At 74.0% G+C, this 26676-nt stretch carries 17 protein-coding genes; 8 read left to right on the top strand and 9 right to left on the bottom strand.

The genetic code is table 11. The annotated features are described in order from the left end of the window. Positions 1-854: 854 nt before the first annotated feature. Positions 855-2333, top strand: a complete 1479-nt coding sequence (gene rpsA / locus MXD62_RS25425; RefSeq protein ID WP_248831945.1) for a 30S ribosomal protein S1 — start codon at positions 855-857, stop codon at positions 2331-2333. Positions 2334-2353: 20 nt separating this feature from the next. On the opposite strand, the gene MXD62_RS25420 is transcribed toward rpsA, so the two are convergent. Next, the gene (locus MXD62_RS25420) at positions 2354-3052 is read right to left on the bottom strand and encodes a thymidylate kinase (protein WP_248831944.1); all 699 of its coding nucleotides are present in this window, start codon (positions 3050-3052) and stop codon (positions 2354-2356) included. 162 nt (positions 3053-3214) lie between these two features. Between MXD62_RS25420 and MXD62_RS39390 the strand changes: the two genes are divergently transcribed. Beyond that, positions 3215-4141 (top strand): hypothetical protein, encoded by a 927-nt coding sequence (locus MXD62_RS39390; protein ID WP_308301323.1) that lies wholly within the window; start codon positions 3215-3217, stop codon positions 4139-4141. On the opposite strand, the gene MXD62_RS25410 is transcribed toward MXD62_RS39390, so the two are convergent. From MXD62_RS25410 to MXD62_RS25385, 6 genes are all read right to left on the bottom strand, one after another. Beyond that, a complete protein-coding gene (locus tag MXD62_RS25410; RefSeq protein ID WP_248831943.1) occupies positions 4128-5594 on the bottom strand; it encodes a cytochrome P450 in 1467 nt (488 codons plus the stop codon). The genes MXD62_RS39390 and MXD62_RS25410 overlap by 14 nt on opposite strands. A gap of 58 nt (positions 5595-5652) precedes the next feature. Next, positions 5653-6978: a cytochrome P450 gene (locus tag MXD62_RS25405; protein WP_248831942.1), complete on the bottom strand. Its 1326-nt coding sequence runs from the start codon at positions 6976-6978 to the stop codon at positions 5653-5655. Further along, positions 6975-7595 (bottom strand): ATP/GTP-binding protein, encoded by a 621-nt coding sequence (locus tag MXD62_RS25400; protein ID WP_020462952.1) that lies wholly within the window; start codon positions 7593-7595, stop codon positions 6975-6977. The genes MXD62_RS25405 and MXD62_RS25400 overlap by 4 nt, the downstream gene beginning before the upstream one ends. Beyond that, the gene (locus MXD62_RS25395; protein WP_041254845.1) at positions 7576-7935 is read right to left on the bottom strand and encodes a DUF742 domain-containing protein; all 360 of its coding nucleotides are present in this window, start codon (positions 7933-7935) and stop codon (positions 7576-7578) included. Before MXD62_RS25395 ends, MXD62_RS25400 begins: the two co-directional genes overlap by 20 nt. Further along, a complete protein-coding gene (locus MXD62_RS25390) occupies positions 7932-8351 on the bottom strand; it encodes a roadblock/LC7 domain-containing protein (protein WP_041256585.1) in 420 nt (139 codons plus the stop codon). Before MXD62_RS25390 ends, MXD62_RS25395 begins: the two co-directional genes overlap by 4 nt. A 139-nt stretch (positions 8352-8490) precedes the next feature. Beyond that, on the bottom strand, positions 8491-10317 hold the full coding sequence (locus MXD62_RS25385; protein WP_248831941.1) for an ATP-binding protein: 1827 nt from the start codon (positions 10315-10317) through the stop codon (positions 8491-8493). Positions 10318-11588: 1271 nt separating this feature from the next. Between MXD62_RS25385 and MXD62_RS25380 the strand changes: the two genes are divergently transcribed. Both MXD62_RS25380 and MXD62_RS25375 read left to right on the top strand, forming a co-directional pair. Continuing rightward, on the top strand, positions 11589-12332 hold the full coding sequence (locus MXD62_RS25380; RefSeq protein ID WP_198541216.1) for a GNAT family N-acetyltransferase: 744 nt from the start codon (positions 11589-11591) through the stop codon (positions 12330-12332). A gap of 217 nt (positions 12333-12549) precedes the next feature. Further along, the gene (locus MXD62_RS25375) at positions 12550-13086 is read left to right on the top strand and encodes a glutathione peroxidase (protein ID WP_020462948.1); all 537 of its coding nucleotides are present in this window, start codon (positions 12550-12552) and stop codon (positions 13084-13086) included. Between the two features lie 80 nt (positions 13087-13166). On the opposite strand, the gene MXD62_RS25370 is transcribed toward MXD62_RS25375, so the two are convergent. Next, positions 13167-13613, bottom strand: coding sequence for a helix-turn-helix domain-containing protein (locus MXD62_RS25370; RefSeq protein ID WP_071061011.1), 447 nt, complete (start codon positions 13611-13613; stop codon positions 13167-13169). Positions 13614-14412: 799 nt separating this feature from the next. Here MXD62_RS25370 and MXD62_RS25365 point away from each other — a divergent pair. The 4 genes from MXD62_RS25365 to MXD62_RS25350 all read left to right on the top strand — a co-directional run bounded on the left by MXD62_RS25365 (position 14413) and on the right by MXD62_RS25350 (position 23301). Continuing rightward, a complete protein-coding gene (locus MXD62_RS25365) occupies positions 14413-17715 on the top strand; it encodes a DUF2309 domain-containing protein (RefSeq protein WP_248831940.1) in 3303 nt (1100 codons plus the stop codon). Continuing rightward, on the top strand, positions 17712-20393 hold the full coding sequence (locus MXD62_RS25360; protein WP_248831939.1) for a proton-conducting transporter membrane subunit: 2682 nt from the start codon (positions 17712-17714) through the stop codon (positions 20391-20393). Before MXD62_RS25365 ends, MXD62_RS25360 begins: the two co-directional genes overlap by 4 nt. After that, on the top strand, positions 20390-21718 hold the full coding sequence (locus tag MXD62_RS25355) for a proton-conducting transporter membrane subunit (protein ID WP_248831938.1): 1329 nt from the start codon (positions 20390-20392) through the stop codon (positions 21716-21718). The genes MXD62_RS25360 and MXD62_RS25355 overlap by 4 nt, the downstream gene beginning before the upstream one ends. Before the next feature lie 203 nt (positions 21719-21921). Next, on the top strand, positions 21922-23301 hold the full coding sequence (locus MXD62_RS25350) for a PP2C family protein-serine/threonine phosphatase (RefSeq protein ID WP_308301322.1): 1380 nt from the start codon (positions 21922-21924) through the stop codon (positions 23299-23301). Here MXD62_RS25350 and MXD62_RS39385 read toward each other — a convergent pair. Then, positions 23288-26134 (bottom strand): protein kinase, encoded by a 2847-nt coding sequence (locus MXD62_RS39385; protein ID WP_308301321.1) that lies wholly within the window; start codon positions 26132-26134, stop codon positions 23288-23290. The genes MXD62_RS25350 and MXD62_RS39385 overlap by 14 nt on opposite strands. Positions 26135-26676: the final 542 nt, after the last annotated feature.

The following is a 26676-nucleotide window of genomic DNA, read 5'->3' as shown; positions in this document are numbered from 1 at the left end:
CGGGGGGTACGGCCCGGGAAGCCGGGGGGGGGGGGGGGGGCCCGGGGGGGGGCCGGCGGGCCCCGGGCGGGGGCGGGGGGGCCGCGCCGCGCGGGGCCGGCCGGGCGCGGGGGCGCCGGCCGGCACCGACGAGCGATGGTTGGTGGAGTCCCAGGTGGACGAGAGGTGGCGCCAGGAACTGTCCGGTAGCGGACACCACGGAGCCGCTGGCGGACACCAGGGAGCCGACGGCGCCCCCGACGGCGAGTCGGCGCGGACGATGCCGCTGCGGACCGGCCGGGCGCCCGGTGCCGGCTCCGGTGGCGGACCCGGCACGCGCCCGGGTGCCCCGGCGGCGGACCGGTCGCCCGGCCCGGCTCCCCGTCCGCGCGCGGAGCCGGGCCGCGGGGCGCGGGAGCGTGGGGTACCAGGTCCCGGCGGCTCCGCGTAGCCGCCACCGGCCACCCCCGCCCCGCGGCGCCCGGCCGGCGACCGCGCCCGGCGACCCGGCCGGGAGCCGGCCGACGGGCCTGGCGGGCCCGGCCCGGACGGCGCCGCCGAGAGCCGACTGGGCCACATTCTCGACGGCGGGCGGGACGATGGCTGGTGACTTTTCGTACTATGAAAGCCCCACAGGGTGAGGGGTTCGGCAGGACTGGCTCCGAGTCTGTGTGCCCTCCCGTTGACCTCGTGGGACACCGCTCCCTAGACTTGGGAGTTGCACGAGGGTTCGTGGGTCTCAGACCGAGCGGATCCACTCGAGCAGTCGTTATCGGTTCTGACAGTGTCGTTCTTGCGTTCGGTGCCTGTCCCTCCGTCCCGGCGGTTCGATCCGGCCCTCGCGCTTTGGACGATTCCCAGTCGGAGCCGACCCCTTGACGAGCACCACCGACGTACGACCCGTGGAGACCGTGACCACCTCGCACAGCCCGACCACACCACAGGTTGCGGTCAACGACATCGGCTCGGCGGAGGATTTCCTCGCCGCGGTCGACAAGACGATCAAGTTCTTCAACGACGGCGACATCGTCGACGGCATCATCGTCAAGGTGGACCGCGACGAGGTGCTGCTCGACATCGGTTACAAGACCGAGGGTGTCATCCCGTCGCGGGAGCTCTCGATCAAGCATGATGTCGATCCGCACGAGGTCGTCACGGTCGGCGACCACGTCGAGGCCCTTGTCCTCCAGAAGGAGGACAAGGAAGGCCGTCTGATCCTGTCCAAGAAGCGTGCGCAGTACGAGCGCGCCTGGGGCACGATCGAGAAGCTCAAGGAGGAGGACGGCGTCGTCACCGGCACCGTCATCGAGGTCGTCAAGGGTGGTCTCATCCTCGACATCGGCCTGCGCGGCTTCCTTCCCGCCTCCCTCGTGGAGATGCGCCGGGTCCGCGACCTCCAGCCCTACGTGGGCCGTGAGCTCGAAGCCAAGATCATTGAGCTGGACAAGAACCGCAACAACGTGGTTCTGTCTCGCCGCGCCTGGCTGGAGCAGACCCAGAGCGAGGTGCGGTCGGAGTTCCTCGCCCAGCTCGCCAAGGGTCAGATCCGCAAGGGCGTGGTCAGCTCCATCGTCAACTTCGGTGCCTTCGTGGACCTGGGTGGCGTCGACGGCCTCGTGCACGTGTCCGAGCTGTCCTGGAAGCACATCGACCACCCGTCCGAGGTGGTCGAGGTCGGCCAGGAGGTCACCGTCGAGGTTCTCGACGTCGACCTGGACCGCGAGCGGGTCTCCCTGTCGCTGAAGGCGACGCAGGAGGACCCGTGGCGTCAGTTCGCCCGGACGCACGCGATCGGCCAGGTCGTACCCGGTCGGGTCACCAAGCTCGTGCCGTTCGGTGCGTTCGTCCGCGTGGACGAGGGCATCGAGGGCCTGGTGCACATCTCGGAGCTGGCCGAGCGCCACGTCGAGATCCCCGAGCAGGTCGTCAATGTCGGCGACGAGATCCTGGTCAAGGTCATCGACATCGACCTCGACCGGCGCCGCATCAGCCTCTCGCTCAAGCAGGCGAACGAGGCCTCCTCGCTGGTGGCTGAGGGCGACTCGTTCGACCCGAGCCAGTACGGCATGGAAGCCAAGTACGACGAGCAGGGCAACTACGTGTACCCCGAGGGCTTCGACCCCGAGACCGGCGAGTGGCTGCCGGGCTTCGAGGAGCAGCAGGCCGAGTGGGAGCGGCAGTACGCAGAGGCCCAGACCCGGTTCGAGGCCCACCAGGCCCAGATCCGGGCCGCGCAGGAGGCCGACGCCGCCGCGGCGGCACCGTCCTCCTACACCTCGCAGTCGGAGCAGCCCGCTTCGGCGATCGACGAGGAGGCGCTGCGGCGCCTGCGGGAGCAGTTCGGCCGCGAGTAGGCCGTAGGTAGGTGACGGCTTCAGGGCCCGTGGGGAACATCCCACGGGCCCTGAAGCACGTTCGGGGCGGTGGCGGCCCCGTGGGCCCCCGCGGCCCCGCCGGCCCGCGCGGCGACGGCCTCGATCGCCGATGCCGCCTGGTCGAGCAGCCTCTCCCGGGACTGCGTCCCGTCCAGCTCGACGACGTTGTCGGCCTGGGCCATGATCTTCTCGTAGCCGTCGGCCTGCTCGACGAGGTGGGCGCGCAGCGCCGCCGGGGTGAAGGCCCGGGTGCGGCGGTCGCCGCGGGCGACCATCCGCTCGTAGGCGAGTGCGGGCGGTACGCGCAGCCACAGCAGCGGGTCGGGGCGGGGGAGCAGATCCTCCATGTGCTCGAGCCACGGCCGGTGCTGCTCCCCGTAGGGGCCGCAGTGCACCTCCGACGACTGGATCCACCGGTCGAACAGCAGGTCGGGACGTCCGTCCGGGCCGGTGCGGTAGCGCAGTTGGGCGGAGAGCTCGATCAGGTGGGCCAGCCGCCGCACCGGGCCGGGGATGACCGCCTGGTGCAGGACGGTGTCGTCGGGTTCGGCGATCGCACGGAAGATCTCCACGCACACGCGCGCCGGCCGGGTTCCGCGCAGCGGGCGCAGCACCGTCTCCAGGCCGCGGATGAGCGTGGTCTTCCCGGCTCCGTCGACACCCTCCACGGCCACAAGCAGTGGATCTTTCCGGCTCATGCCCGAACTGTAGATCGCCGGCGGCGGGCGCGTCCGCCGCTCGGGTGAGCGGGGCCCACCGGAGTGTTACGACGTCGTAAACGCGGCTGCCGGCTATTGCCGGTTCGCCCGGCTGGTACCAGAATCGGAGGGGCACAGCTCGCCGCGGGACCATCCGCGGCGGTGATTCGCTCCCTGCTCGGTGCGCCAGCTGGTTCGGTGCCCATCGAGCTCGGTGCGCCGTCGACGAACTCTGCCGCGCCGGTCCGCGTCCGCGTCGGGCGGCAGCCGGCAGCCGATCCGGTCGGGATGCTCTTGGCCAGCGACGTCTTCACCTTCGGCGCCGCGCCGGCGCGTCCCTACGCTCTGCTGGCCGTCGAAGGCCCGGCCGGAGCGGGCAAACTCGCCCTGGTGCGACGGCTGACCGCGGCACCGGCGGCGCTGCACCTGCACCTGGCGTCGCAGACCGACGCGGTGCTCCGGGACCTGATGCGGCGGCTGAGCACCCTCGGTGAGCCGCTCGGCGCGGTCCCGGCGAATCTCGTCCACGCCGCTCGCCTGATCGAGGCCGCCGTCCAGTTCCGGTACCTGGAGGAGTTCCTGGCGGGGTTTGACCTGGTGGTGGCCGACCGCTGGATCCAGACCTGGGAGGTCTACTGCGGGGACCTCGGCGAGTACACCGAGTGGTACCTGCAGATCGCCTCGTACGTGCCCGTTCCCGACCTCGTGCTCTATCTGCGCGTCTCGCCCGAGGTGGCGGCCGCGCGGCTGGCACGCCGGGCGTCGGCAGGGCAGGCCACAGCGGGGCATGGGCCGGCGGGACAGGCTTCAGCGGGGCAGGGGTCGGGGGGGTCGGCCTCAGCGGGCGGGGAGTCCGCGGGCCGGGTGGACGAGGCCGCGGCCCTGCGGGAGGCCGTCGAGGCGTGCGCGCGCTACGACGAGGTGATGTCCGGCGTCGACTGCGTCGTCATCGACGCGGACGCGCCGGCCGCGGACGTGCTGGCGGAGGTGACCGGGATCCTGGACGCCGTCGGGATGCCGCGCCCGCCGATCCCCGGGACAGGTGGCGGGGCGGACGCGCCCTGGCCGGGGCCGCTCAGGGGGGCGTGAAACGCACCGGGAGCGCGGCGACCCCACGCGTCCACACCGACGGGCGCCAGCGCAGGTCCCGCGGCTCCACGGCGAGTTCGAGATCGGGGAGGCGGTCCAGGAGCACCTCGATCGCGGTGGTCGCGATCGTCTCGGCCGTCATCTGGGCGGGGAAGGGGCAGCGGTGCTCGCCGTGGCCGAACGCCAGGTGGGCGTGGTTGCCCGACGGGCGCCCGGAGGGCTGGGGACGCGCCCACGGATCGGAGTTCGCGGCCGACAGGCCGAAGATGAGCAGGTCGCCCGCGCGGATCCAGCGCCCGCCGAGCCGGACGTCGCGCCGGGCCCACCGCGCGACGAGGTTCTGGATCGGCGGGTCCGCCCACAGCACCTCGGCCATCGCGTCCCCCGCGCTGAGCCGCCCGCCGGCGAGGTCGGTGGCGAACCGGGGGTCGGTCAGCATCAGCCGCAGCGTGTTCCCGATCCAGTCCGCGGTCGGCGCCTGGCCGGCGATCAGGGTCGCCATGACGTCCTCGACGACCTCGTCGTCGCGCAGGCCGGCCGGATGGGTGAGCAGCGCCGACACCGCGTCGTCGCCCGGTTGCGCGCGGCGGCGCCGGACCACCCGGGTGAGCATCGCGTGGGCCCGCCGACGCGCGTCGCGGGCCCCCGCCCCGCCGCTGACGAGCAGGGTCAGATCCCGGGCGAGCGCGGTCAGGTCGGTGTCGGGCAGCCCCCACATCCCGGCCGCGACCATCGCCGGCAGCGGGCTGGCGTACTGGGTCATGAGCTCGGCGCGGCCGTCGCCGGCCATCGCGTCGATCAGGGCGTCGGCGCCGCTGGCCGCCCGCGCCCGCAGGCCGTGCGGCTCGAACATGCCCAGCACGTCGCCGACGGCGCCCAGCCGGCGGGCGTGGGCGGGCCCGTCGAGGGCGCGCAGCGACGGCCGCTGGCCGACCATCGACTGCAGTGGCCAGGCCGGCGGGACGAGATCCCAGGCGTTCCAGATCCGGCAGTCCCGGCCGAACAGGGCCGGGGTGCCGGCGACGTAGACGACCTCGCGGTAGCCGAGCACCAGCCAGGCCGGGACGTCCCCCTCGAGCAGGACCGGGGCGACCGGGCCATGCTCGTCGCGGATACGCCGGTAGAACGCGGCGCGGTCGTCCCCGGGGCCGTCGGCCGGTAGCCGGACGGCGGTGGCGTGCGCCGGCCAGCGCGCGTCGAGATCCGGCCGGGCCGGCGGGTGGGCGCCCGCCGCGCCGCGCACCGGCCCGCCGCGCGGTCCGCTCGGCGGGCCGCTGGATGGTCCGGGCACGGGCTCGCCGGACGGGGTGTCCTCGGGCCCGCCGCGGCGGGTGGTCGGTGCCGGGCAGGACGCGCCGTACTGGCGCAGCGCGCCGAGCTGGCGGACGGCGCCGAACGCGCGGGGCATGCCGCTCGCGCACGTGCCGAGCTGGCGGGGGTTGGGATGGGTCATGTGCTGTCTCCGGCCTCCGGGTCAGCGTGGTGCCGCGCGGTGCGGCCTGTCGCGGTCCTCACACGGGACTGAACCGGACCGGCAACGCCGTCAGAGCGCGGTTCCACGCGGTCCGCCGCCAGCCGAGGGCATCGGCCGGGACGGCGATCCACATGTTGGGCAGGCGGTCGAGGAGTGCCTCGACCGCGGTCCGGGTGACGACCTCGGCGATCTCCTGCGCGGGGTACGGGCAGCGGTGCTCGCCGTGGCCGAAGGACAGGTGGGCGCTGTTGGCGCTGGTCCCCGCGCCCGTCTGGGTGTCCGGGGCGTGGCCGCGGCGGACCTGCGGATCGGCGTTGCCGGCCCCGAGCCCGAGCGCGATCATGTCGCCGGCCTCGATGCGCTGCCCGCCGAGCTGGGTGTTGCGGGTCGCCCACCGCCCGGCGACGACCTGCATCGGCGTGTCCTCCCACAGGACCTGGTTCAGTGCCTGCATGACGCTGCGCCGTCCGCCGGACAGGTCGAGGGCGAACGACCCGTCGGTGAGCAGCAGGCGCAGCGAGTTGCCGATCCAGCCGGCCACGGCGCGCGCGCCGAACCCGAACACCACGGCGAGGTCCTCGACGACCTCCTCGTCGGCGAGCCCGGCCGGGTGGGCGATCAGGCGCGAGACGATGTCGTCGTCGGGATGCTCGCGCCGGTCGGCGAGCAGCCACCGCAGCCGGTCCAGGACCCGCTGGTGGCTCTCGGCCGCGTCCGGGCCGTCGTCGATCAGGACGATCAGGTCGTGTACCAGGCCAGCGGTGTCGACCTCGGGCGGCCCGCACAGCGACGCCAGGACGAGGGCGGGCACCCGGTGCGCGAACGAGTCGATCAGGTCGGTCTCCCCGCGCCCGGCGAAGGCGTCGATCACGTCGTCGGTGATCTCCTCGGCGCGGGCCCGGAGCTCGAAGAGATCCACCGCGCCGAGGACGTCCTGGATGGCGGTGTAGCGCCGCCGGTGCTCCGCCCCCTCGGCGCGGAGCACGGACGGGCGGTGTCCGACACCGGGCAGGGCGGCCCAGTCGGGCGGGACGTCGTCCCAGCCGGCCCAGTGACGCGGGTCACGGGCGAAGATCTCCGGATGGCTCAGGACGTAGTGCAGCTCCCGGTAGCCGAGGACCAGCCAGGCCGGCAGGCCGCCGTCGAGCAGCACGGGCGCGACGGCGCCGTGCTCCCGGCGCAGGTCGCGGTAGGCCCGCGCCGGCCCACCCTGGAACTGCGCCTCGCCCAGGTGGCAGGGCGGGGTCCGGCCGCCGGGCGGCCGCTCCCGCGCCGCGCCGGCCGGCTCGCGTGCCGACTCGCGGGCCAGCTCACGGGCCGACCCGCGGAATGACTCGCGCGCCGGCTCGCGGGCGGTCGTCACGACGCCTCCGCCTCGCGCTCCTCGCGCGCCGCGGACAGCTCGCAGAGGTGGCGCACGAGGGTGATCAGCACGTCCTTGCTGGACGACCGGGCCCGGGCGTCGCAGTCGATCACGGGGATGTCGGGTGACAGCGAGAGCGCCTCGCGCAGGTCCTCCAGCGAGTGCTCGGGGGAGCCGAAGTTGTTCCGCGCCACGATGAAGGGCATCCGGTGGTGCTCGAGCCGGTCGATCGCGTACCACGAGTCGGCGACCCGCCGGGTGTCGACGAGCACCACCGCCCCGAGCGTCCCCGCGAACAGCCGCTCCCACAGGAACCAGAACCGTTCCTGGCCGGGGGCGCCGAACAGGTAGAGCACCATCTCGGCGTCGAGACTGATCCGTCCGAAGTCGAACGCGACCGTGGTCGTGTTCTTCTCGAGGACGTCGCCGTTGTCGTCGATGCCGACGCCGGCCTCGGTCATCACCTCCTCCGTGCTCAGCGGCCGGATCTCGCTGACCGAACGGACCATCGTGGTCTTGCCCACACCGAAACCACCGACGATCACGATCTTGACGCCGTCCCGGGCCGTGGTCTGCAGCGGCGGCCGGGCGGCGGGCTCAGAGCTTCTGGAGTCCAACGAGCACCTGCTTCAGGAACGCGGGATCGGGCAGTTGCGAGGGGTCGTTCGGGGTCGAGGGGTGGCGTGCCGAGATCCGGCCCCGCTCGAGCAGATCGGACAGCAGGATCTTCACGATGCTCACCGGCAGCTTCAGGTCCGCCGAGAGCTCGACCACCGCGGTCGGCGCGCGGCAGACCCGCAGGATCCGGACGTGTTCGGACTGCATCCCGGGCGTCGGCTCGCTCCTGCTCGTGACGAGCGTGACGAGGTCGAAGGCGGTGTCTCCGGCCCGGCTGCGGCCGCCGGTGACGGTGTAGAGGCGGTCCGGGTCCTCGCTGTCGACGAGCCGACGGATCATGGCAGTAGCGCGGGCTGGACGGGATCGCGCGGCGCCGCGCTCAGGTACTCGCCGATCTGTTCGACGAGCTCGCTCATGTTGTGGCCGATGATGCCGGCGTCGGCGTCGTCGGTGGCGATCACCGCGAGGTGCGCGCCCTGGCCGGCGTCGACGATGAACAGCAGCCCGCCGTGGTACTCGGTCATCGACTGCCGCACGCCGCCGGTGCCGTCCCCGAACTCGATCGACGCGCCGTGCGCGAGGCTCTGGATCCCCGAAGCGATCGCGGACAGTTGGTCGGCCTGGTCGATGCTCAGTCCGGACGAGCGGCACAGCTTGAGCCCATCCCTGGAGAGCACCAGGGCGTGGCGGGTCCCCGGGGTGCGGGCGAGGAGGTTTTCCAGCAGCCAGTCGAGATCGCGCTCAGTGGTGTTCATCGGGATCGCGGGGCGCCGGGCGGGTGGGTCCCATCCGGTCGTGCCCCTGCCTCCAATCAGGTCGTCCAGTGCTGTGCTGGTCGTCATGCAGGGCGCTGGTCGTCATGCGGGACGCTCGTCGTGACGCGGCGCTGGTAGGTCACGTGTCCTGCTGGTCCGGCTCGCCGGTGCCCTCGGGGACGTCCGCGTCCCCGAGGGCTGCCGACGGGCTGGCCGTGGTGCCGGTGGCGGCTGCCGTGACCAGCGCGCCCGCGCGTCCGGGCGCCGGCCCGGCGGGCCGGACGTGGCTGGTTCCGGCGGCGCGCATCGCCCGGCGGAAGGCGGCGAAGTTCGCGCTGGAGTTGCGGCGTGGCCGGTGGGTGCGCGGCGGCGCGGCGAGCAGGGCCGCGGCGCGTGCGCTCGCCGCGAGGGACTGCCCGCGCTCACGCTTGGGCAGGGTCAGCAGCGGCGGAGCGCCCGCCTCGTCGGTGCTCCCGTCGGCGTCCGCGGCCAGCTCCGGGCTCGGGACGGCGCTCGCGACCGTGGTCGCGTCCGGCGCCGCCTCGCGGGCCGCCCCGGCCGCGCGCGCCGAGGCGGCGGCGTGGCCGGCGTCGAGCCGCGCGGCGTGGCCGGCGTCGAGCCGTGCGGGGTGCTCCGGCGTCCGCTGGGGCAGCGAGATGAACTCGGTGACCGGGTCGACCGCGATTCGCGCCGTGGCAGCGCCCGCCGCGCTCCCCACCTTGCCCGTGGTCCCCGCGCTCGTCGCGTTCGCCCCGGGGGGGAGGAGCGCGGGCAGCCTGGACGGCACGACCGTGGGCAGCCCGGCGGTGACCGTGTCCGCGGAGTCGGCGACCGCCGGCGGGGCGACAACCGACCTCGGCGCGGTGATGAGCTGGCGCGGGATCATGACGACGACCCCGGTGCCGCCGCGCGAGGACGGCCGGAAGGACACCGTCAGGCCGTGCTTGCGGGCGAGGACGCCGACCACCGCCAGGCCGAGCCGCGTCCCGGACAGCGTGGTCAGGTCGAGGGCCTCCGCCGACACCGCGCGCTCGGCCCGCTCGAGGGCGGCCGGCCCCATGACGAGGCCGCCGTCCTCGATGGTGATGACGACCCCGGCCTGCACCTCCTCGACGTAGACGTGCACCTCCTCGGACGGCGGGGAGAAGCTGGTCGCGTTGTCCATCAGCTCGGCGAGGGCGTGCATGATGCCCTCGGCGGCGTAGCCGACCACCGCGACCGCGCTCACCGAGTGCAGGCGGACCCGCTGGTAGGCGCTGATCCGTCCCATGGAGCCCCGCAGGAGGCTCTCCATCACGATCGGCTTCGTCCACCGGCGCCCGGAGCGCCCGCCGGTGAGCACGGCGATGCTGTCCGCGAGCCGGCCGGCCTGGGCGGTGAGGTGGTCGAGCCGGAGCAGGTCGCCGAGGACCTCCTCGCTGTGCCGTTCCTCCATGGCCCGCAGGTCGGCGAGCATGCTGGTGCTCAGCGCCTGCATCCGGCCGGCCGCGTTCGCGCAGGCCGCCATGGCCGCGCCGCGCATCCGTTCCCCGCGGCTGACCTCCTCCGCGACGGTGCGCAGGATGTGCTGGTGCGTGCCCTCGGTGCCGCGCGGGGCCTCCCCGAGCGCCGTCTGGACGGACGACCCCTCGCGCAGGCGTTCCACCACCGCGGGGAGGACCTCGCGGGCGAGCCGTTCGGTCTGGGCGGCCGAGCGGCTGGCGCGCGTCTCCAGGGAGACGACCCGGCCGCGCAGCTCCCGCACGGTCTGCCGGTTGCGGACGGCCACGGTGCTGGCGAAGCCGACGAGCAGCGCGGCGACCGAGACGCAGAACAGGATCGCGCCGCGGCCCTCGGCGGGCGACACGGCCGCCGCGACCAGGCCGATGACCATGACGACGAGCACGGCCGCGGCCGGCGGCACGATCAGGTCCCGGGCCGTCGCTGGTCGCTGTACCTGATGACGAGCGATTGCGTGTTCTGACATCGATCAGGTCCTCGTCGTCGGTGGTCGGTGGGCCAGGGCCGGCCTGCCGCGGTCGGGAGGGACCACGGAAAATCCAACGTCCCACGGGAAGATCATGGTCGGAGTCGTCTGTCGGGAAGAGTTCTCGGATACTTCTCGGTAATCCTGAAAAGGTACGGCTGGGACCCCCTCCCGGCCTTTTTCTGAACTGTTCGTGCCGTTGCGGCGGAATACGTCCCCCCGGTCGCGCGACCGTGATTCCCGGTGCGTGGGAGCACCGGTGTGGGTCGCGCCGCCGGCCGTACTGACCACGTCGATCTTCGCCCCCTCGCCGTCGCCGCCCTGCGCCGTGATCCGCGTCCGCGCCCGGGGTCGCCCCCGGGCCGAAGCTGAACCATCAGTGCAGGTCATATGCGCGTCGCACATGCTAGGGACACCTCGGACGGGTCGCGCGCCAGGCGCGGGACGGCGCTGTCGGGCGATAGCCGTAAGTGGTATCGGAGTGTTACTGTTGTTCATCTGTAGTGTGTAAGGTTTGTCGCTGTTTTGCTGGAATCCCGTTCGGTCGCCCGGAGGGAAGGATTCCGGGTGCTTGAAGAGTTGACAGCCTGGCATTGCTGCCGCCCGGTTCGGGGCGTCACGGGTCGCTTGTGGCAATTGCGGCGACACTTTTGGCGGGCGGGGTGGCCCGGGCGGATACTTGTTGAATTCCTTCTCAGTTAAGGACGGTCGCGCGTCGGTTCATCCTGTGCCGGCGGGGAATCGCCCTGCTCGGGGCGCCGCCCGGCTCCCGCCCCGCGGTGGTGCCGGCGCCGCGATCACCCCCGCACGGGTGCACGGGGACGCTCGGAGGGGCCGTTGTGCCGGAAGATCGCCGCGTGTCCACGCTGTCTGTCAAGCGGAACGTGGCCTGACAGTGGGGCGTGCCGCCGTCCTGGGCGCACCCGACCGCCGGCTCCCGGTTGGGGTGGGGGTGCGCCGACGGGTGTCTCCGGGGGTGCCGTCCGCTCCGTGCGTCCCGCTCGCCGGCCGCTCGCCGGGGCCGCGGTGGCCGTTCGACGGCGGGCCCGGTCGCCGCGGCGTCGGTATGCCGCGGGGCGTCGGTATGCCGCGGCGGTGCGCCGGTGACGTACTCACCGGACGTGCTCCCGGGGCGTGTTCCCGGGTCGCGTTCCCAGGTCGTGGGGTATCGCCCGGACCGGCAGCGGGTGGGTGTTTCGCACTGATTCGGAGCCGGCGCATAGTCTGACGGCCGGGCGCGCTGTCCGCGCCCGTCGCCGGCGGGAGGTTCGATGGGTCCGACGGGCGTGAGCCCGAGCGCGCTGCCGGAGCCTGCCACGGGATCGGTGACCGTCGCCGAGTCGGTTCTCGACAACCCGGTCTGGGAGTCACTCGCGGGCGCGCACGCTCATCTCGCCATCGCCACGTCTCGCGCGGCGCGCTATCCACCCGAGATCTCGCCGTTCGCGGCGGTGGGTGACGGCGCCGACCCTGGCGCCTGGGCGGAGCTGGCCGAACTCGCCGGGCCGGGAGTCCTGCTGGGTTTCTCCGGCCTGCGGATGCTCCCGCCGCCCGGGTGGGAGGTGACGATGGCGGTGCCCGCTCTCCAGTTCCTCGGTGACGACCTGGTGGACCGGCCCGACCCGGAGGCCGTTCCGCTGCGGGCCGGTGACGTCCCGGAGATGCTCGACCTGGTCGCGCGGACCAGGCCCGGCCCGTTCTCGCGGCGCACCATCGAGCTCGGCGGTTATCTGGGTATCCGCCGCGGGGGGCGCCTCGTGGCGATGGCCGGCCAGCGGATGCGGCTGCCGGGGTGGACGGAGATCAGCGCCGTGTGCACCGATCCGGCCCATCGCGGCGAGGGCCTGGCGAGCCGGCTGGTCCGGGCGGTGGCCGTGGGCGTGCGGGCCCGGGGCGAACAGCCCTTCCTGCACGTCTCGGTGTCGAACACCGATGCCCTCCGGCTGTACGAGGCGCTGGGCTTCGCGCCGCGCAGGGAGGTCTCGTTCGTGCAGATGCGTACCCCGTCGAGCTGACCGCCGCGGCTGATTCTGTCACCGGGGCGGTGACAGAATCCCTGGAGGCCGGGTAGCGTCCGATGTGTCCGCGCGCCGTCCGCGTCGGCCCGTCCGGCTCCACCCGTACGGGCCAAGGCTGTGTCCGGTCCTGCCCGGCCGGCTCCCGCTACGCGTCGGCGTCCCCGCCGCCGGACCTGCGGTCGTCGGGTCCGCACCACCGAGAGCTAGGTCGATCATGACTGTCCATGACTTCACCGTCGAGGCGACGGACGGCACCTCCCGATCCCTGCGCGACTACGCCGGCAAGACGCTGCTGATCGTCAACGTCGCCAGCAAGTGCGGCCTGACCCCGCAGTACGAGGGGCTGGAGGCGCTCTACCGCGACCTGAAGGGGCGCGGGCTGGAGATCCTCGGCTTCCCGTGCAACCAGTTCGGCGGCCAGGAGCCGGGCACCGACGCCGAGATCCAGGAGTTCTGCTCGACGAACTTCGACGTCACCTTCCCCGTCTTCAGCAAGATCGAGGTGAACGGCCCCGGCGCGGCCCCGCTGTACGACTACCTGCGCTCGGAGGCCCCCGGCGACTTCGGGCCGGAGTCGGGCTTCCTCTACGAGCACATCAAGCGCTCGCGGCCCGAGGCGATCGGCACCGACGAGGTGAAGTGGAACTTCACCAAGTTCCTGGTGGACGGCGAGGGCAAGGTCGTCCGCCGCTTCGAGCCCACCGTCACCCCGGACGAGCTCCGCGGCGAGCTCGACACCTCCCTGGCCTGACGGGAGCGCTGTCGCTGACCCGGTAGCGCTGTAGCTGTCCGCCGCCCGGCAGACCGCCGGGCGGCGGACACGCGTGGCGGTCAGTGGCTCGGGCGGACCTCGCCGAGCCGCACGACCGTGGTGTCGCCGAGGCGCACCTGCTCGCCGCAGCTCGCGCACACGCACCGGGGCCGCAGCTCCGCGCCGCAGGAGTGCGCCCACACCGTCGGTGGCGGACCGGGCGTCACGTACCGGTCGCCCCAGTCCATGAGGCCGAGCAGCACCGTGTTCAGCGCCCTGCCGGACTCGGTCGCCACGTACTCGTGACGCGGCGGATGCTCGCTGTACTGCCGCTTCTCCAGCACCCCCGCCGCGACGAGCGAGCGCAGCCGGGTGGCGAGGATGTCCCGGCTCGCGCCGGTGTTCTCCACGATCTGGTCGAACCTGCGCGCGCCGAGCAGGACCTCCCGCAGGGCGAGCAGGCTCCAGCGTTCCCCGACGACGGCGAGCGCGTTCGCGATCGAGCACTCCCGCGCGGTCTTGCCCATCGCGGGCCTCCTCCATGGCCATGGACGTCCCCGGGACAGTGGCGAAGGTCCTGGAGCAGCGGTCCCCGGGAGCAGCGGTCCCGGGCACCGAGTCCATCCAAATTTCAAACCTACCACCGCGCCGCGGGGCCGGCCCGCCGCCGGCTACGGAGGCGCCGGGCGCTCGCCCACCCACGAGGGCGGGTTGTGCGGCCCGTGACGGAACCCTGGCGCGGCCGGGTGACAAGTCGGCCGGTAAATACCCTGGTGAGGGGCGGGCGTGGCGTGGGGCGGAACGCCTCCGGGTGTTCACGATGTAAACAATGTCACCGCTCGAAAAGGTAGTCCTGTGTTTGCCGGGCAGCATTGGGGAACGCCTTCCCCGGTGATCGGCGACATATTCGAGGCTCATGCCACCTGTCGGCCGGCAAGGCCCGCGAGTAGCGTTCACGGTGATTCTCACCACCGCCATGACCGGCGCGGTCCGTGGGGGGCCAGGGTCCTTCATACTGATGTGGGACAGGCGGTCTGGCGCCGGCGGTACACCGGTCAGCCTGGCCGGCCCACGGATGGGCGGAACCGGCCGCGCGTCTTCGCTGGATTCGCGACCGCGTTCAACAAAGTACTTCTCCCGGGCGCCGGGCCACCCGCCCGGATTATCCGGTGAACCCGCCCAACGACGGTCGGGAGCTTGCTGGGCCGACACGGTCGTCGCGATGCTGGAAGACATGTGAGTGCTCACCGCCATGGCGGGGGAACCGGTCGTTCGGAAAGAAAAACAGAACCCCGGATTCGTCGCCGGTAAGGGATGGGAGGGGACATGGCCTACGCCGCGGACCAGATCGAGATGATCACCCGGATCGTGGAGGAGGCGGGCGAGCTCCTGCCGCCGCAGGCCCCACTGGGGTACTTCTCCCATCACAACCCGCTGCACGCCCTGGAGGAGCTCCCGTTCCAGCGCGCGGTCGAGCACGCCTCGGCGATGCTGGGCACGGAGGCGCTGCAGACCGAGGAGGCCTTCGCCGCGCATCTCGCGTCCGGCCGGATCCTTCCCCGCGATCTCGCCGCGGTCCTCGAGCATCACGGCGACCGGGCGGGCGCTGTCCCCGGCCGGCATCTGCCGGTGGGAGACCAGGGCCCGCGCGGGGCCGGGGAGGAAATGCTCGACGGTGACGCCGAGGTCGTCCCCGGCGGGCCGACGTGGAACGAGTTCCGGCTCGCCCGGCTCGGGCTGTTCATCGACGTGCCGCGTGGCGCCGGGGCGTTGTGGGCGCTGGCCGACGGCGGTGAGCTGCACCGCGTCCACCCGCTGGTCACCGAGGCACGGCGGGAGGAGCTGACCCGCCAGGGCCGGCGCCGTTTCGCGACCACGGAGCGGCGCACCCGGCGCAGCCGGGCGGCCCGGCTGCAGGCGCCGCGGGCCCGGCTGCTCGCGCAACTGTGGGAGGACCTGCGCCGGCACGCACCGCCGCCGGCGCCGCGGCCGGTGCCTCTGCGCCGCCGCGACCAGGTGCTCGAACAGTTCGGCGTCGACACCGACGAGGCCGTCCACCCGGTGCTGATCCGGCTCTGCGCCGCCTTCCTCGACCAGGGAGTCGCCGCCTGGGAGATGCCGCACCGGGAGAAGGGCCTGCTGGCCGCCTTCCGGCACCTGTTCGGGACGCTCGGCGCCCCGCGGGAGGCGTGCTGGGCCGGCCTCGGCGGCCAGCTGCGCCAGCAGCTCCGGATGAACTGGTCCGCCGAGCGGACGGTCGCCTGGGCGCTGTGGGCGCTGCAGGTGCCGGTGCACGCCTGGGCGGACACGGTGCGCGCGACGCTGGTCTCGCTACGCGGCTGGGCCGGGATGGTCCACCAGTTCGAGTGCCGTCCCGACCGGGCGCCGTCGCGCCCGGCACCCGCCCGGCTCATGGACTACCTCGCCGTCCAGCTCACGCTCGAGGTCGTCGTCTCCCACAACGTCCTGGCGCGGCTGATCGGCCCCGACGCGCGGCCGGAGGACCTCGGCCCGCTCGGCGCGCCTGCCGCGCCAGGCACGGCCCAGGGTGTCCTCGCGACCGGCACCACCGTCCAGGACGATCTCACCCAGGGTGAGCAGGAACTTCGCGGGGGCGACCTGGAGCTTGCCTACGAGGCGTTCGTCCTCGCGCAGGTGATGGACGTCGAGACCGAGGTGCTCGGTCATCCCCGGTGGGCGCGGGCCTGGCTGCGGGCCGTCGCCGAGTTCGACGCGGGCCGGCGGCGCTGGCTGCTGCACCTCGCCTACGAGCGCCGCTACCGGACCCAGGTGCTCGACGCGCTGTCGGCGCACGACCGGCGCTTCCCCGGGACGGTGCCGCCCCCCGACTTCCAGGCCGTGTTCTGCATGGACGAGCGGGAGGAGTCGCTGCGCCGGCACCTGGAGGAGAGCCATCCCCAGGTCCGGACCTACGGCGCCTCGGGGTACTTCGGGGTCGCCATGGCCTACCAGGGCCTCGACGACGTCCGCCCGCGTGCGCTGTGCCCGGTCACGATGACGCCGCGGAGCCTGGTCGTCGAGCGCGCGGTGAACGACGGCGAGCTGGTCGCCTACCAGCGGGCCCGGCGCAGGAAGGCCCAGCTCCAGCACACGATCTCGGCGGCCCGCGGCCGTCCGGCGCGGGCCGCGGCGTACTCCGCCATCGCCGGGCTGGCCGAGCTGGTGCCGCTGGCCGCCCGCGCGGTCGCGCCCAGGGCCGCCGGCGAGGGCGTGCGGATGCTCGGCCGCCGGGAGCCGGCGCGCCCGCTCACCCGGCTCGTCATCGAGGCGGCACAGGACCACACGCCGTTCACCGGACCGGCGGGGGATGGCGCGCAGGCGGGCGAGGCGGGGGAGCTCGTGCCGGGCGTGGGGGCGGGGCCGCTGCGCCTCGGGTTCACCGTCGAGGAGATGGCCGAGATCGTCGACACGCTGCTCACGACGATCGGCATGAGCGGCCCGCTCGGCCCGGTCGTGTTCGTGATCGGGCACGGTTCGTCCAGCGTCAACAACCCGCACGCGGCGGCCTACGACTGCGGCGCCACCGGCGGCGGCCAGAGCGGCCCGAACGCGCGCGCGTTCGCCGCCATGGCCAACCATCCGCGGGTGCGCGCCGCCCTGGCCCACCGCGGCCGCCTGATCGGCCCGGACACCTGGTTCGTCGGCGGCCACCACGACACCTGCGACAGCTCCCTGGCCTACTACGACACCGACCTGGTGCCCGCGCACCTGCGGCCGGCCCTCACCGCAGCCACGGACGCGCTGCTGACCGCCGTCCAGCTCGACGCGCACGAGCGCTGCCGCCGGTTCGAGTCGGTCGGCCCGGACGTCGCCGCCGGCACCGCCCACGCCCACGTGCGGGGGCGCTCGGAGGACATCGGGCAGTCACGACCGGAGTACGGGCACAGCACGAACGCGACCTGCGTGATCGGCCGGCGCTCGCGGACCCGGGGCCTGTACCTCGACCGCCGCTCCTTCCTGGTCTCCTACGACCCGACCGCGGACCCCGACGGCTCCGTGCTCACCCGGCTGCTCCTGTCGGCCGCCCCGGTCGGCGCCGGCATCAACCTCGAGTACTACTTCAGCCGGATCGACCCGATCGGGTACGGCGCCGGGTCGAAGCTGCCGCACAACATCACCGGCCTGGTCGGCGTGATGGACGGTCACGGCTCGGACCTGCGGACCGGGATGCCGTGGCAGTCGGTCGAGATCCACGAACCGATGCGGCTACTGGTGATCGCCGAGGCGGAGCCCGAGCGGCTGGCCCGCGTCGTGCGGGAGAACCCGCCGCTGCGCGGGCTGGTGGAGGGCGGCTGGATCCAGCTCGCCGCCTGGGACCCGTCCGGCCCCGAGACCTACCTCTACCGCGACGGCGCCTTCGAGCAGCACCAGCCCGAGAACCTGCGCTTCCCGGTGGTGGCCCGCTCGGAGCACTACTACGCGGGCCAGCGCGACCATCTCCCGCCGGCGCACGTGCTCGCCGCCTTCGGTGAATCCCCGGACGTCGTGATCGACCGCCCGGGCACGGTGGCCGCGGCGGGCGCGGGAGCCGTCCAGCCCACGCGGGACGCGATCGAGCTGCCGGAGCAGACGAGCGGGCCGCTGCCCGTGCGGCGGGACGGACAGTGACCGCCGGGCCGTCCCACCCCCTGCTCGCCGCCGCGCTGATCACCAGCGTCGCCGCGCCGGGCACGGCGGTGGCCGCGCTGGCGGTGCCCATGTGGTTCGGCCGCCTGCGGTCCGAACGGATCATCGGCATGATCGTGGCCGCCGCGTTCACCGTCTCGACCCTCGCCTGCGCGGTGCTCGCCCTCGGCCTGATGGCGACCGGCCGGGACACGGTCGACGCCAGCATCGGCCCGTGGTTCGGCGCGCACGGCCACACCTTCGCCTGGAGCCTGACGGCGGACATGCTGTCCGTCCCGTTCGCGCTCGTCGCGGCCGTCCTCATCGGGCTCACCGGCGCCGTCTCCGCGCGCTACCTGCACCGAGAACCCGGATTCGCCCGTTTCCACCTCCTCCTCGTCCTGTTCGGGACGGGGGTGGAGCTCACCCTGGTCGCGGGCGAGCTTCCGGCGCTTTTCTTCGGCTGGGAGCTGGTCGGGCTGACCTCGGCGCTGCTCATCGCCTTCTTCGTGGAACGGCCCGGGCCCGTCCGGCACGGCCTGCGGGCCTTCCTCACCTACCGCGCCGGCGACGCCGGCCTGCTCGTCGCGACGGTCTGGCTCGGGCACCTCGCCGGCACGGCCGGCGGTGACAGCGGCGGCCACGGCGGCAGGCACGGCCTCAGCTGGGACGACGTCCTGTCGTCACCGGGTGCCACCGCCCACGCGGAGATACTGGGCTTCCTGCTGCTGACCGCGGTGCTGGGGAAGTCGGCGCTGGTTCCGGTCGGCGGGTGGCTGCCGCGGGCGATGGAGGGGCCGACGCCGTCCAGCGCCGTGTTCTACGGGGCGGTGTCGATCCACCTGGGCCCCTACCTCCTGCTGCGGGCGCAGCCGATGCTGGACCACGCGCCGGCCGTCCGCGCCGCCCTCGTCTGCGTCGGGGCACTGACGGCGCTGCACGCGACGCTCGTCAGCCGGGCCCAGAGCGACGTCAAGAGCGCGCTCGCCTACGGGTCGATGACCCAGGTGGGGCTGATCGTCGCCGAGATCGGGCTGGGGCTGCACACGCTGGCGGTCCTGCACATCCTCGCCCACGCGACGCTGCGCTGCGCGCAGATCCTGCGCTCGCCCAGCGCGCTGCGCGACAGCCAGCGCCTGGAGCAGGCGCTGGGCGGCCAGGCCCCCGTGCCCGTATCGCGGCTGGGGCGGATCACGCCGGGACGGTGGCAGCCCCGGCTCTACCGGCACGCGTTCGAGAAGGGATACGCAGACGTGGTGCTTCGCCGAGTCGGAGGAGCCGCCGCCCGTGCGCTGACGGCGATCGACCGCTGGCAGCGACAGGCCGCCGACCTGATCGGTGGCCGGGGCACCGACCCCGGCCCGCCCTCTCCGGCCCGCCCCCCGGGATCCCCGATGCGGCAACTGACAGGCCCGATCAAGCCCGTCGAGGACGTCCCGGCCCGCCCCACCGATGATGCCTCCGCCAGGGCCGCCGGGGACCTCTCGGTCGGGGCCCGGCCACGGCAGCCTGCCGACACGCGGGAGGAGCCGCCAGCCGGGGCCGGGGCTGGGACCGCGTCCGCGGAACCGGAGCGCCGTCCCGCGGCCGACCCCAGGGCCCGGCACGGATCCGGGCCTTACGGCGCCGACTCCTACGCCCTGGACTTCTACGGCCCTGACCCGTGCGGCTCTGATCCGTGCGGCACGGACAACGCGGTCCCGGGCGAGGCCGCCCTGACGACCCGGCCGATCGTCGGGGAGACGGCGGAGCCTGCTGCCGGTGCGGAGGTCGCCGAGGTGGCGGAGGCCTCGGGTCTGCGGGAGGCCCCCGCCGCGGCCGAGACCGCCGGCAGCGCCGGCAGCGCCGAGAGCGCCGGCAGCGCCGAGATCGCCGAGATCGCCGAGACCGCCGAGATCGCCGAGACCGCCGAGACCGCCGAGGATCCGCCGTGCCCCGGGGCGGGGGGGCACGGCGGGCCTGCCGAGGAGTCCGCGCCGGTGACCCGGCCGGCGGCCTCGTCCCGGCTACCGAACCTGCGCAAGCTTCCCGACCAGGCCCTACCGCCGGCGGTGTCCCGTCCCGGGGCGCCTTCGCGCCATGCGGAACCGTCCGCACCGCCCTGGCTGCCGGGCCCGCGCCCGGCGGCTGACGACCTCGCACCGGGCGCCGCGCCGTCGGATGCCGCGCTGTCGGATGTCGCGCTGTCGGGCACCGCGCGGTTGGTCGCACCCTCGGACGGGGCCACCGACGAGCACGATCGGCCGGGCGCGGCCGACGACCGGGGCTCGGTGAGCGACCGAAGCCCAGTCGCCGGCCCGGGTTCAGTCGATGGTCTGGAGACGGCCGACGCTCCGGAGACTGTGGACGACCCGGGCACGGTTGGCGATCCGGCGGGAGATGTCGTGGGTACGGCGGACGCCCCGGAGGCGGTCGACGGTCCAGGGACTGCCGACGCCGCGGAGACGGTCGACGGTCCGGAGACGGTCGACGGTCCGGAGGCGACTCGGGGCCCGGAGGCACCGGAGAGGCCGGGGCCGGGCGGTCTGGCGCGCCGGGACGACGATCCCGCCACACACCGCCTCCGCGCCAGGAACGGTTCGCCCGCCGTCGGCGCCTCGCGTTGGCGCCACCAGGAGGACCGGCCCCGGTTCCCCGCGGATGTCCGCCCCGTCCGCCCCCGGGGAGGAGGGCCCTGGTGACCGTCGCGGTCGTCCCGTTCGTCGCGGCCGCATTCCTGCTCGCCGGCTCGGTGGCGGCGCGGCGGGCGCCGGACCCTCGGGCCGCCCGGGCCGCCGCGGCCGGGTGCGTCACCGTCACGGCCCTCGGCGTCGCCGCGGCGATGGCCGTCGCCCGCTGGACCGGGTGGCCCGACGGCCACCGGGTGGGCCTGCTCGCCCCCGGATCCGGGTGGTGGATGCCGTTCGTGACCTGCCTGGCCGGTCTCGGCGCCACCGCACTGGCCCCGATCACCCCACCCCTGACCGCCGCAACGCGTGGCGACGCGCGGGCGGTCGCCTCTCACGACCAGGCGACATTCGCGCGGATCATGCTCGTTCTCGCCTGCGGCGCGGCGGCGACGGCGGTGGCTGATCCGGTCGCGGCTGTGATCTCGTGGGCGCTTTCGGCCTGCGTCGTGTGGCGGGAAATGCGTGAGCGCGCCCCCGGCCGCGGCCCGACCCGGCTGTTCGTCCTGCACCACTTCGTGGGAGTCGGGGCCTGCGCCGCCGGGCTGCTCCTGGCCGACGGGCTCGGCGGCACAGCGGCCGCACTGCTGCTCGTGGCCGGTGTTGGTGTCCGCCAGTGCCTACTGCCACTGCACCTGTGGTTCGAGCCCTTCGCCCGGACGGCCCCAGCCGGGCTGGTCGTCGCCTTCACCGCCGGGCCCGCGGGCGTTCTGCTGCTCCCCGAGGTCGGACGGGCTGTGCCGGACCGCGGCTGGGTCGTCGCCGCGGCCGCGGCGACCGCCCTGCTGGGCGCCGGACTCGGGCTCGTCGCCCGGGACGTCCGGTCCGCGCTGGCCCAGGTCGGCCTGGTGCTCTCCGGCATCGTGAGCTGCGGGGTTCTCATCGGGTCCGAGCCGGCGCGGTCGGGGGCCGTCCTGGCCTGGCAGGTCGGCGCCGTCGCCGCGGGCGGTGCGACGATGATCGCCGCGGCGACCGAGGCCCGGCGGGGCCCGATGCTCCTGACCGGCCCGGGTGGCTGCTTCGCCCGCACGCCGCGGCTCGCCGTCGCGTTCCTGCTGTTCGGGCTGACGTCGATCGGGTTCCCGGCGACTCTCGGCTTCATCTGGGAGGACCTGCTGCTGGACGGTGTGGGCGGCTGGTCGCTACCGGTGACCGGCGCCCTCGTCCTCGCGATCGCCGGAGCCGGTGCGACGGTGATGAAGTGGTATTTCGCCGGCTACACCGGCCGGCGTGACCATGTCGGCGAGCAGGACCTGACCCCGCGCGAGTCCAACGCCGTCACCGTCCTGCTGGCCGCGCTGATCCTCGGCGAGCTTGCCCCCGCCCTCCTCCTCCCCTGATCACCCAACCCCGCGCTCCCCGCACCCCACCCGACTGGCGACCGGCCGGTCGCCCTCGACCGGACTGGTCGACCCCGCGCGCTGGACTCGCCGCGGCTCTCGGGGCGGTTCGGGGGAGTCGGGTTCGGGGAACAGCCTGAGGGTGGATTTCGGCGGAGTCAGGTGGGGTGATCCGGGCCCGTGATCGTCGTGGCGGGCCGGCTGTGAGCGTTGACGCCCTGCTGCGTCGCCGATGGCGGCGACGCGGCCGGCCCCGCGACCGCGGCGCGTGGGAGATCCCGCCCGGCACACCGCCCGAGGCCCCCGACCAGCCCAAAGCCCCTGACGACGCCGCGGCGCGAACCGACACCGAGCCTCGGGCCGACGCCGCGCCCTGGACCGAAACCGAGACCGGGACGGAACGCGGGCCGGATGCCGCGCCCCGGGGGGCCGATCAGCAGGGGCGTGGGCCGCGGGCGCGCCGCCTGATCGCCAGGTGGGCGGTGTGGGGAGCCCCGCTGGCGATGCTCGGTGTGATCGTCGGCGTCCAGTTCACGAGCGATCACTGGACGATTCTCGAGCTCACCGTCCTCAGTCCGTTGCTCGCGGCCACCCTGGCCGGGCCCGCCCTGACCACGGTCTACGCGGTCGTGGCGTTGCTGGCCTGCGTGTTGATGGGCCTGCAGGACGGGCTGTTCGCCGGCAACGAGGGCGGGCTGGCCGCCCAGCTGGTGCGACTCACCGGGGTGGCTGTCGGGGGAGTCATGGCCGTCCTGGTCAGCCGGTACAACACGCGACGTGAGACGAAGCTGCAGAACGTCACCAGGGTCGCCGAGATGGCCCAGCGGGCGATCCTGTCCTGTGTGCCGGTGCTCTCGGGGCAGTTACGGCTGGCCGTCCGCTATGAGAGTGCCGCCGCCGAGGCGATGGTGGGCGGTGATCTCTACGAGGTGGTGGACAGCCCGTGGGGCACCCGGCTGCTGATCGGTGATGTGCGCGGCAAGGGCCTGGACGCGGTCGGGATCGCCAGCCGGGTACTCGGCTGCTTCCGGGTCGTCGCCCGGCTCCGCCCGGATCTCGGCGCCGTCCTGATCGACCTGGACCGGGAGGTCGCCGAGATCAGCGGCCTGGACGACTTCGTCACCGCCGTCGTCGTGCAGATCCGCGGCGACCGGATGGACATGGTCAACGCCGGGCACCCCGATCCGATCCTGATACGCCGGACGTCCGCGCGACCGCTGACCGCGGTCAGCAGGCAGCCGCCGCTCGGGCTTCTGGTCGGCGGGGCCGACAGCACCTCGATCGTGATCGAGCCCGGGGACCGGGTGCTGCTCTACACCGATGGCATCGCCGAGGCCCGCCACCCCGGGTCGGGGGAGTTCTTCCCGCTGGTACCGGCCGTGGGCGCGGCGCTGGCCCGGCCCGCCACCCTCGACAACTGCTTGGGTGATCTTGTCGCCCGGGTCCGGGAGTGGACGGGCTCGGCGCTCACCGACGACGTCGCGCTGCTGGTGGCGGAGGTCCTGGGGCCCGGGTCTCCGGCATCGGGGCGCCGCCCGGCAGCCGCTGACCTCGCGGATCCCGTCCGGCCTACTTCTTGGTGACCTTGCCGTCGCAGCTGTAGACGAGGACCTCGCCGTCGCCGTCGTCATCCGTGTAGTCGACCTTCATGTCGTCGTCCCGGACCCAGCCGTAGGTCTCGGTCCCGTCGAGGCGTGCCCACCACCACGTGTCGTTGGTCTTCGTCACGACGTTGCACCACAGCCAGAACTTCCGGCCCCGCACGAGCGTCACGACCGCTCCGCAGGTGTCCGCCGGGCCCTCTCGCAGGACGCTCGCGTTGATCAGGACACCGGTCCCGTCACCGTTGGCCCTGGTGGCGGGTTTGGCGGGGCAGCTGAGCCGCTGAGTGGGCGTGGGGGAGACCCGCGGGGCGACGGGTGCCGCCCGCGGGGTCTCGCCGGTCGCCGGCTTCGGCACGGTCGGCTTCGGCGTGGCCGTGGGCGAGGCCTCGGCAGCCCTCGGCGTCGTCCTCGACTCCCGGCGGATGGCGCCCGGCGACGCTTCGGGGGAGCCCGGACCGTCCGTACCGACGTCCTGCGACGGGGTGACCACGAGCGCGACGGGCTCGCCGCCAGCCGGCTTGGAGGCCAGCCAGAAGAACACCGCGCTGACGGTGACGAGCAGGGCCAGCACGACGGTCACCAGGCGGCGACGCCGACGGCGGCCGCGGCGGCGGGCCCCGGACGGGTCGCCGTCGCCCGAGTCGGACGGGGAAGCGGGGTCACCGGCCTGCCGTGGCCCGTCCGACCCGGCTGACCCGGACGCGCCCCCGGCACCTCGCTCGTCCCCGGAGTCCCGAGCGTTCTGGGAGTTCTGGGAGTCCTGTGCGTTCCGTGGCGTGGCCTGGTCGCCTGGGGCGGCCGGGCCGGATGAGTCGGTGGTCCCGGCTGGGCCGGGGGCGCCGGGGGCGCCGGCGGAACCCGGCGAGCCCGGGGACGGGGCCAAACCAGGGAAAGCCGAGCCCGCGGCGGCCCGGGGCGCGAATCCGCCCGGCGCCGCGGAACCGCCGGAACCCGCGAGCCCGCCGGAACCCGCGAGCCCGGGCCCGGGGGAGTCCGTGAGCCTGGGGGAACCCGCCGGGCCGGAGGAGCCGATGCCCGGAGATCCCGTGCCCGTGCCCGGCCCCGCGGGAGCGCTCGGCTCGGCAGGGCCGTCCGGTGTGGATCTGCCGGGTGGCTGAGCCGGGGCGTTCGCGGGGGCGGAGGGGCTGGCGGCCGCGAGGGCGCCGCGAACCGCGGACGACCCGAACGCGGCCTGCGCGCCGTTCATCCCGTTCGCGACGGACTCCGGCATACCCGCGCCGTCCTCGGCACTGGGGGCGGGCGTTCCGAGTCCACCGGAGGTGTCGTAACCGGCCGCGGCACCCGCGGCGTCGAGCCTCCCGGGCTCGTCGGACGCACCGGCCGCGCCCGGCGAGCCGGGTGCGCCGGATGGCTCAGGGCCACCGGCACCACCAGGGCCACCGGCACCACCAGGGCCACCGGCACCACCAGGACCACCGGCACGACCAGGACCACCAGGGCCGCTGAGGCCACCGGAGCCACCGGCCGGCGGGCCGGCCAGGGCTTGTGCGCCGCCGGCCGCGCCGGCGGCGGCGACGCTCGCCGCCCCGATCGCGCGGGGGACGCGGGGTGCGCACAGGGCCCGTGGCTGGCGGGCCGCGTTGAGGGCCCGCGGGGAGTTCCCCGCGTTGAGCGCATGGGGCGGATGGGGGGCACGCGCGATGTGGGTGATCGACGCCGACGAGTAGGGCGACGCCGAGTGGGGGGCGGCGACGTTGTCGCTCGGCTCGCTCGGGAACGGCGTGCCCAGCGCGTCCATCGCGTCGGGCGCGCCCGTCGGCGCCGACTGGAACGTGGGCGGCGGGACCGCCGGCATGCTCGCGGTCGGCGAGGGCACCGTGGAGATCCGGTACCGGGTGACCTCGGCCGCGACCGTGGGCGGCAGCCATCCGCCGCCGGTCTGCAGGTACAGGTCGTCGGTGATCGCGGATCGGCACAGCTCGATGACCTGCGTGGACGTCGGCCGCTCCGCCGGGTCCTTCGCGAGGCAACGGGCGAGTACCTCCCGCACGTTGTCCGGGCAGTGGTCCCAGTCGGGCTGTTGGTGCTCGATGCGGTGGAACACCGCGGCATCTGACCCGAACGGGGGACGTCCGGTCAGGGCGTAATAGGCGGTCGAGCCGAGTGCGAAGACATCGCCCGCGGCGTCGATCTGCTTTCCCCGGACCTGTTCCGGTGACATGAATGCGGGTGTTCCTATGCGTACACCCGTTTGGGTCATGGCCGCGGTCGATGTCTCGATGGCGCGGGCCACACCGAAATCAATGACGCGCGGCCCGTCGTCGGCCAGGATGACGTTGCCGGGCTTCAGATCGCGGTGGATCACACCCGACCGGTGTATGGACTGCAGTGCCTCGGCCACGCCCGCGATCAGCATCAGCACGGTCGCCGACGGGAGCGCGCCCTGGCGCACCACGGCGACCGCCAGCGAGGGGGCGGCGACATAGGCTGTGGCGATCCACGGGCGCAGGGCCTCGGGATCAGCGTCGATCACAGGAACGGTGTAGGGCCCCTGGACCCGCCGCGCGATCGCGACCTCTTTCGAGAACCGGCTGCGGAAGTCGGGGTCCGCCGCGAGTTCCGGGCGGGCCACCTTGAGCGCGATCGGACGTCCGCCGGGGGTGTACGACAAGTACACCGCGCCCATGCCGCCTTCGCCGATCCGGGCTCGCAGCAGATATCGGCTCACACTGTGTGGATCGTGCGGCGTCAGCGGGGTAAACACCGCATCGCGCACGGGTTCGATCCGACTGGCGGGCGCTGCCGGCTCGCCTGGACCCACCCCGACCGCGCTCTGCGGAGTGTCGCTCATCGTCCCCCTCCCGGGGCCGCGCCCAAATCGAATCGACCATGTCGGAAGAACGACCATGTCGTAAGAAATGGGTTTAAGGCAGTCACGTGCATCTTATGGGTGGCTACCGTGCCAACCGCCTGTTCGGGCGGGTGGTCTGGGTCCGGTCGGGGTGTGACCGTGCGCTCGTGTGGATCGCGTTACGGCCTACTTGACGGCCACGGTTCGACGGCTTTCAGGCCCATGACCTGCGCGGAGTCGAAGCGGCGGGTGCCGGGTGGCCGCAGGGGCGCCCACCGGTCGGCACTTGGTCGGTATCCGGACGGCACCCCGGCCGCGCGTCCGACGGCCCGCCGCATCGCCCAGATGGGTGAGAACCCGCGAGCCCGCCAATGCCGGACGGCGCGACCTCGCGCATGCCCGGATGCGCACGGCACCAGGAGCCGCACGGAGAGGCAGCAGAGGCGAGATCGAATACCAGGGAAAGACAACCGGGCGACCCGGGAGGAAGGGAGGAGGCGCGGCCGTGAAGAACGGCCTGCGGAACGGAGCGGACGAGACGA

The sequence above is a fragment of the Frankia sp. Mgl5 genome, assembly GCF_023242985.1.
Lineage (GTDB): Bacteria > Actinomycetota > Actinomycetes > Frankiales > Frankiaceae > Parafrankia > Parafrankia soli.
Note: the sequence above shows the minus strand (reverse complement) of the source record. Positions and strands in the feature narration are given on the sequence as shown.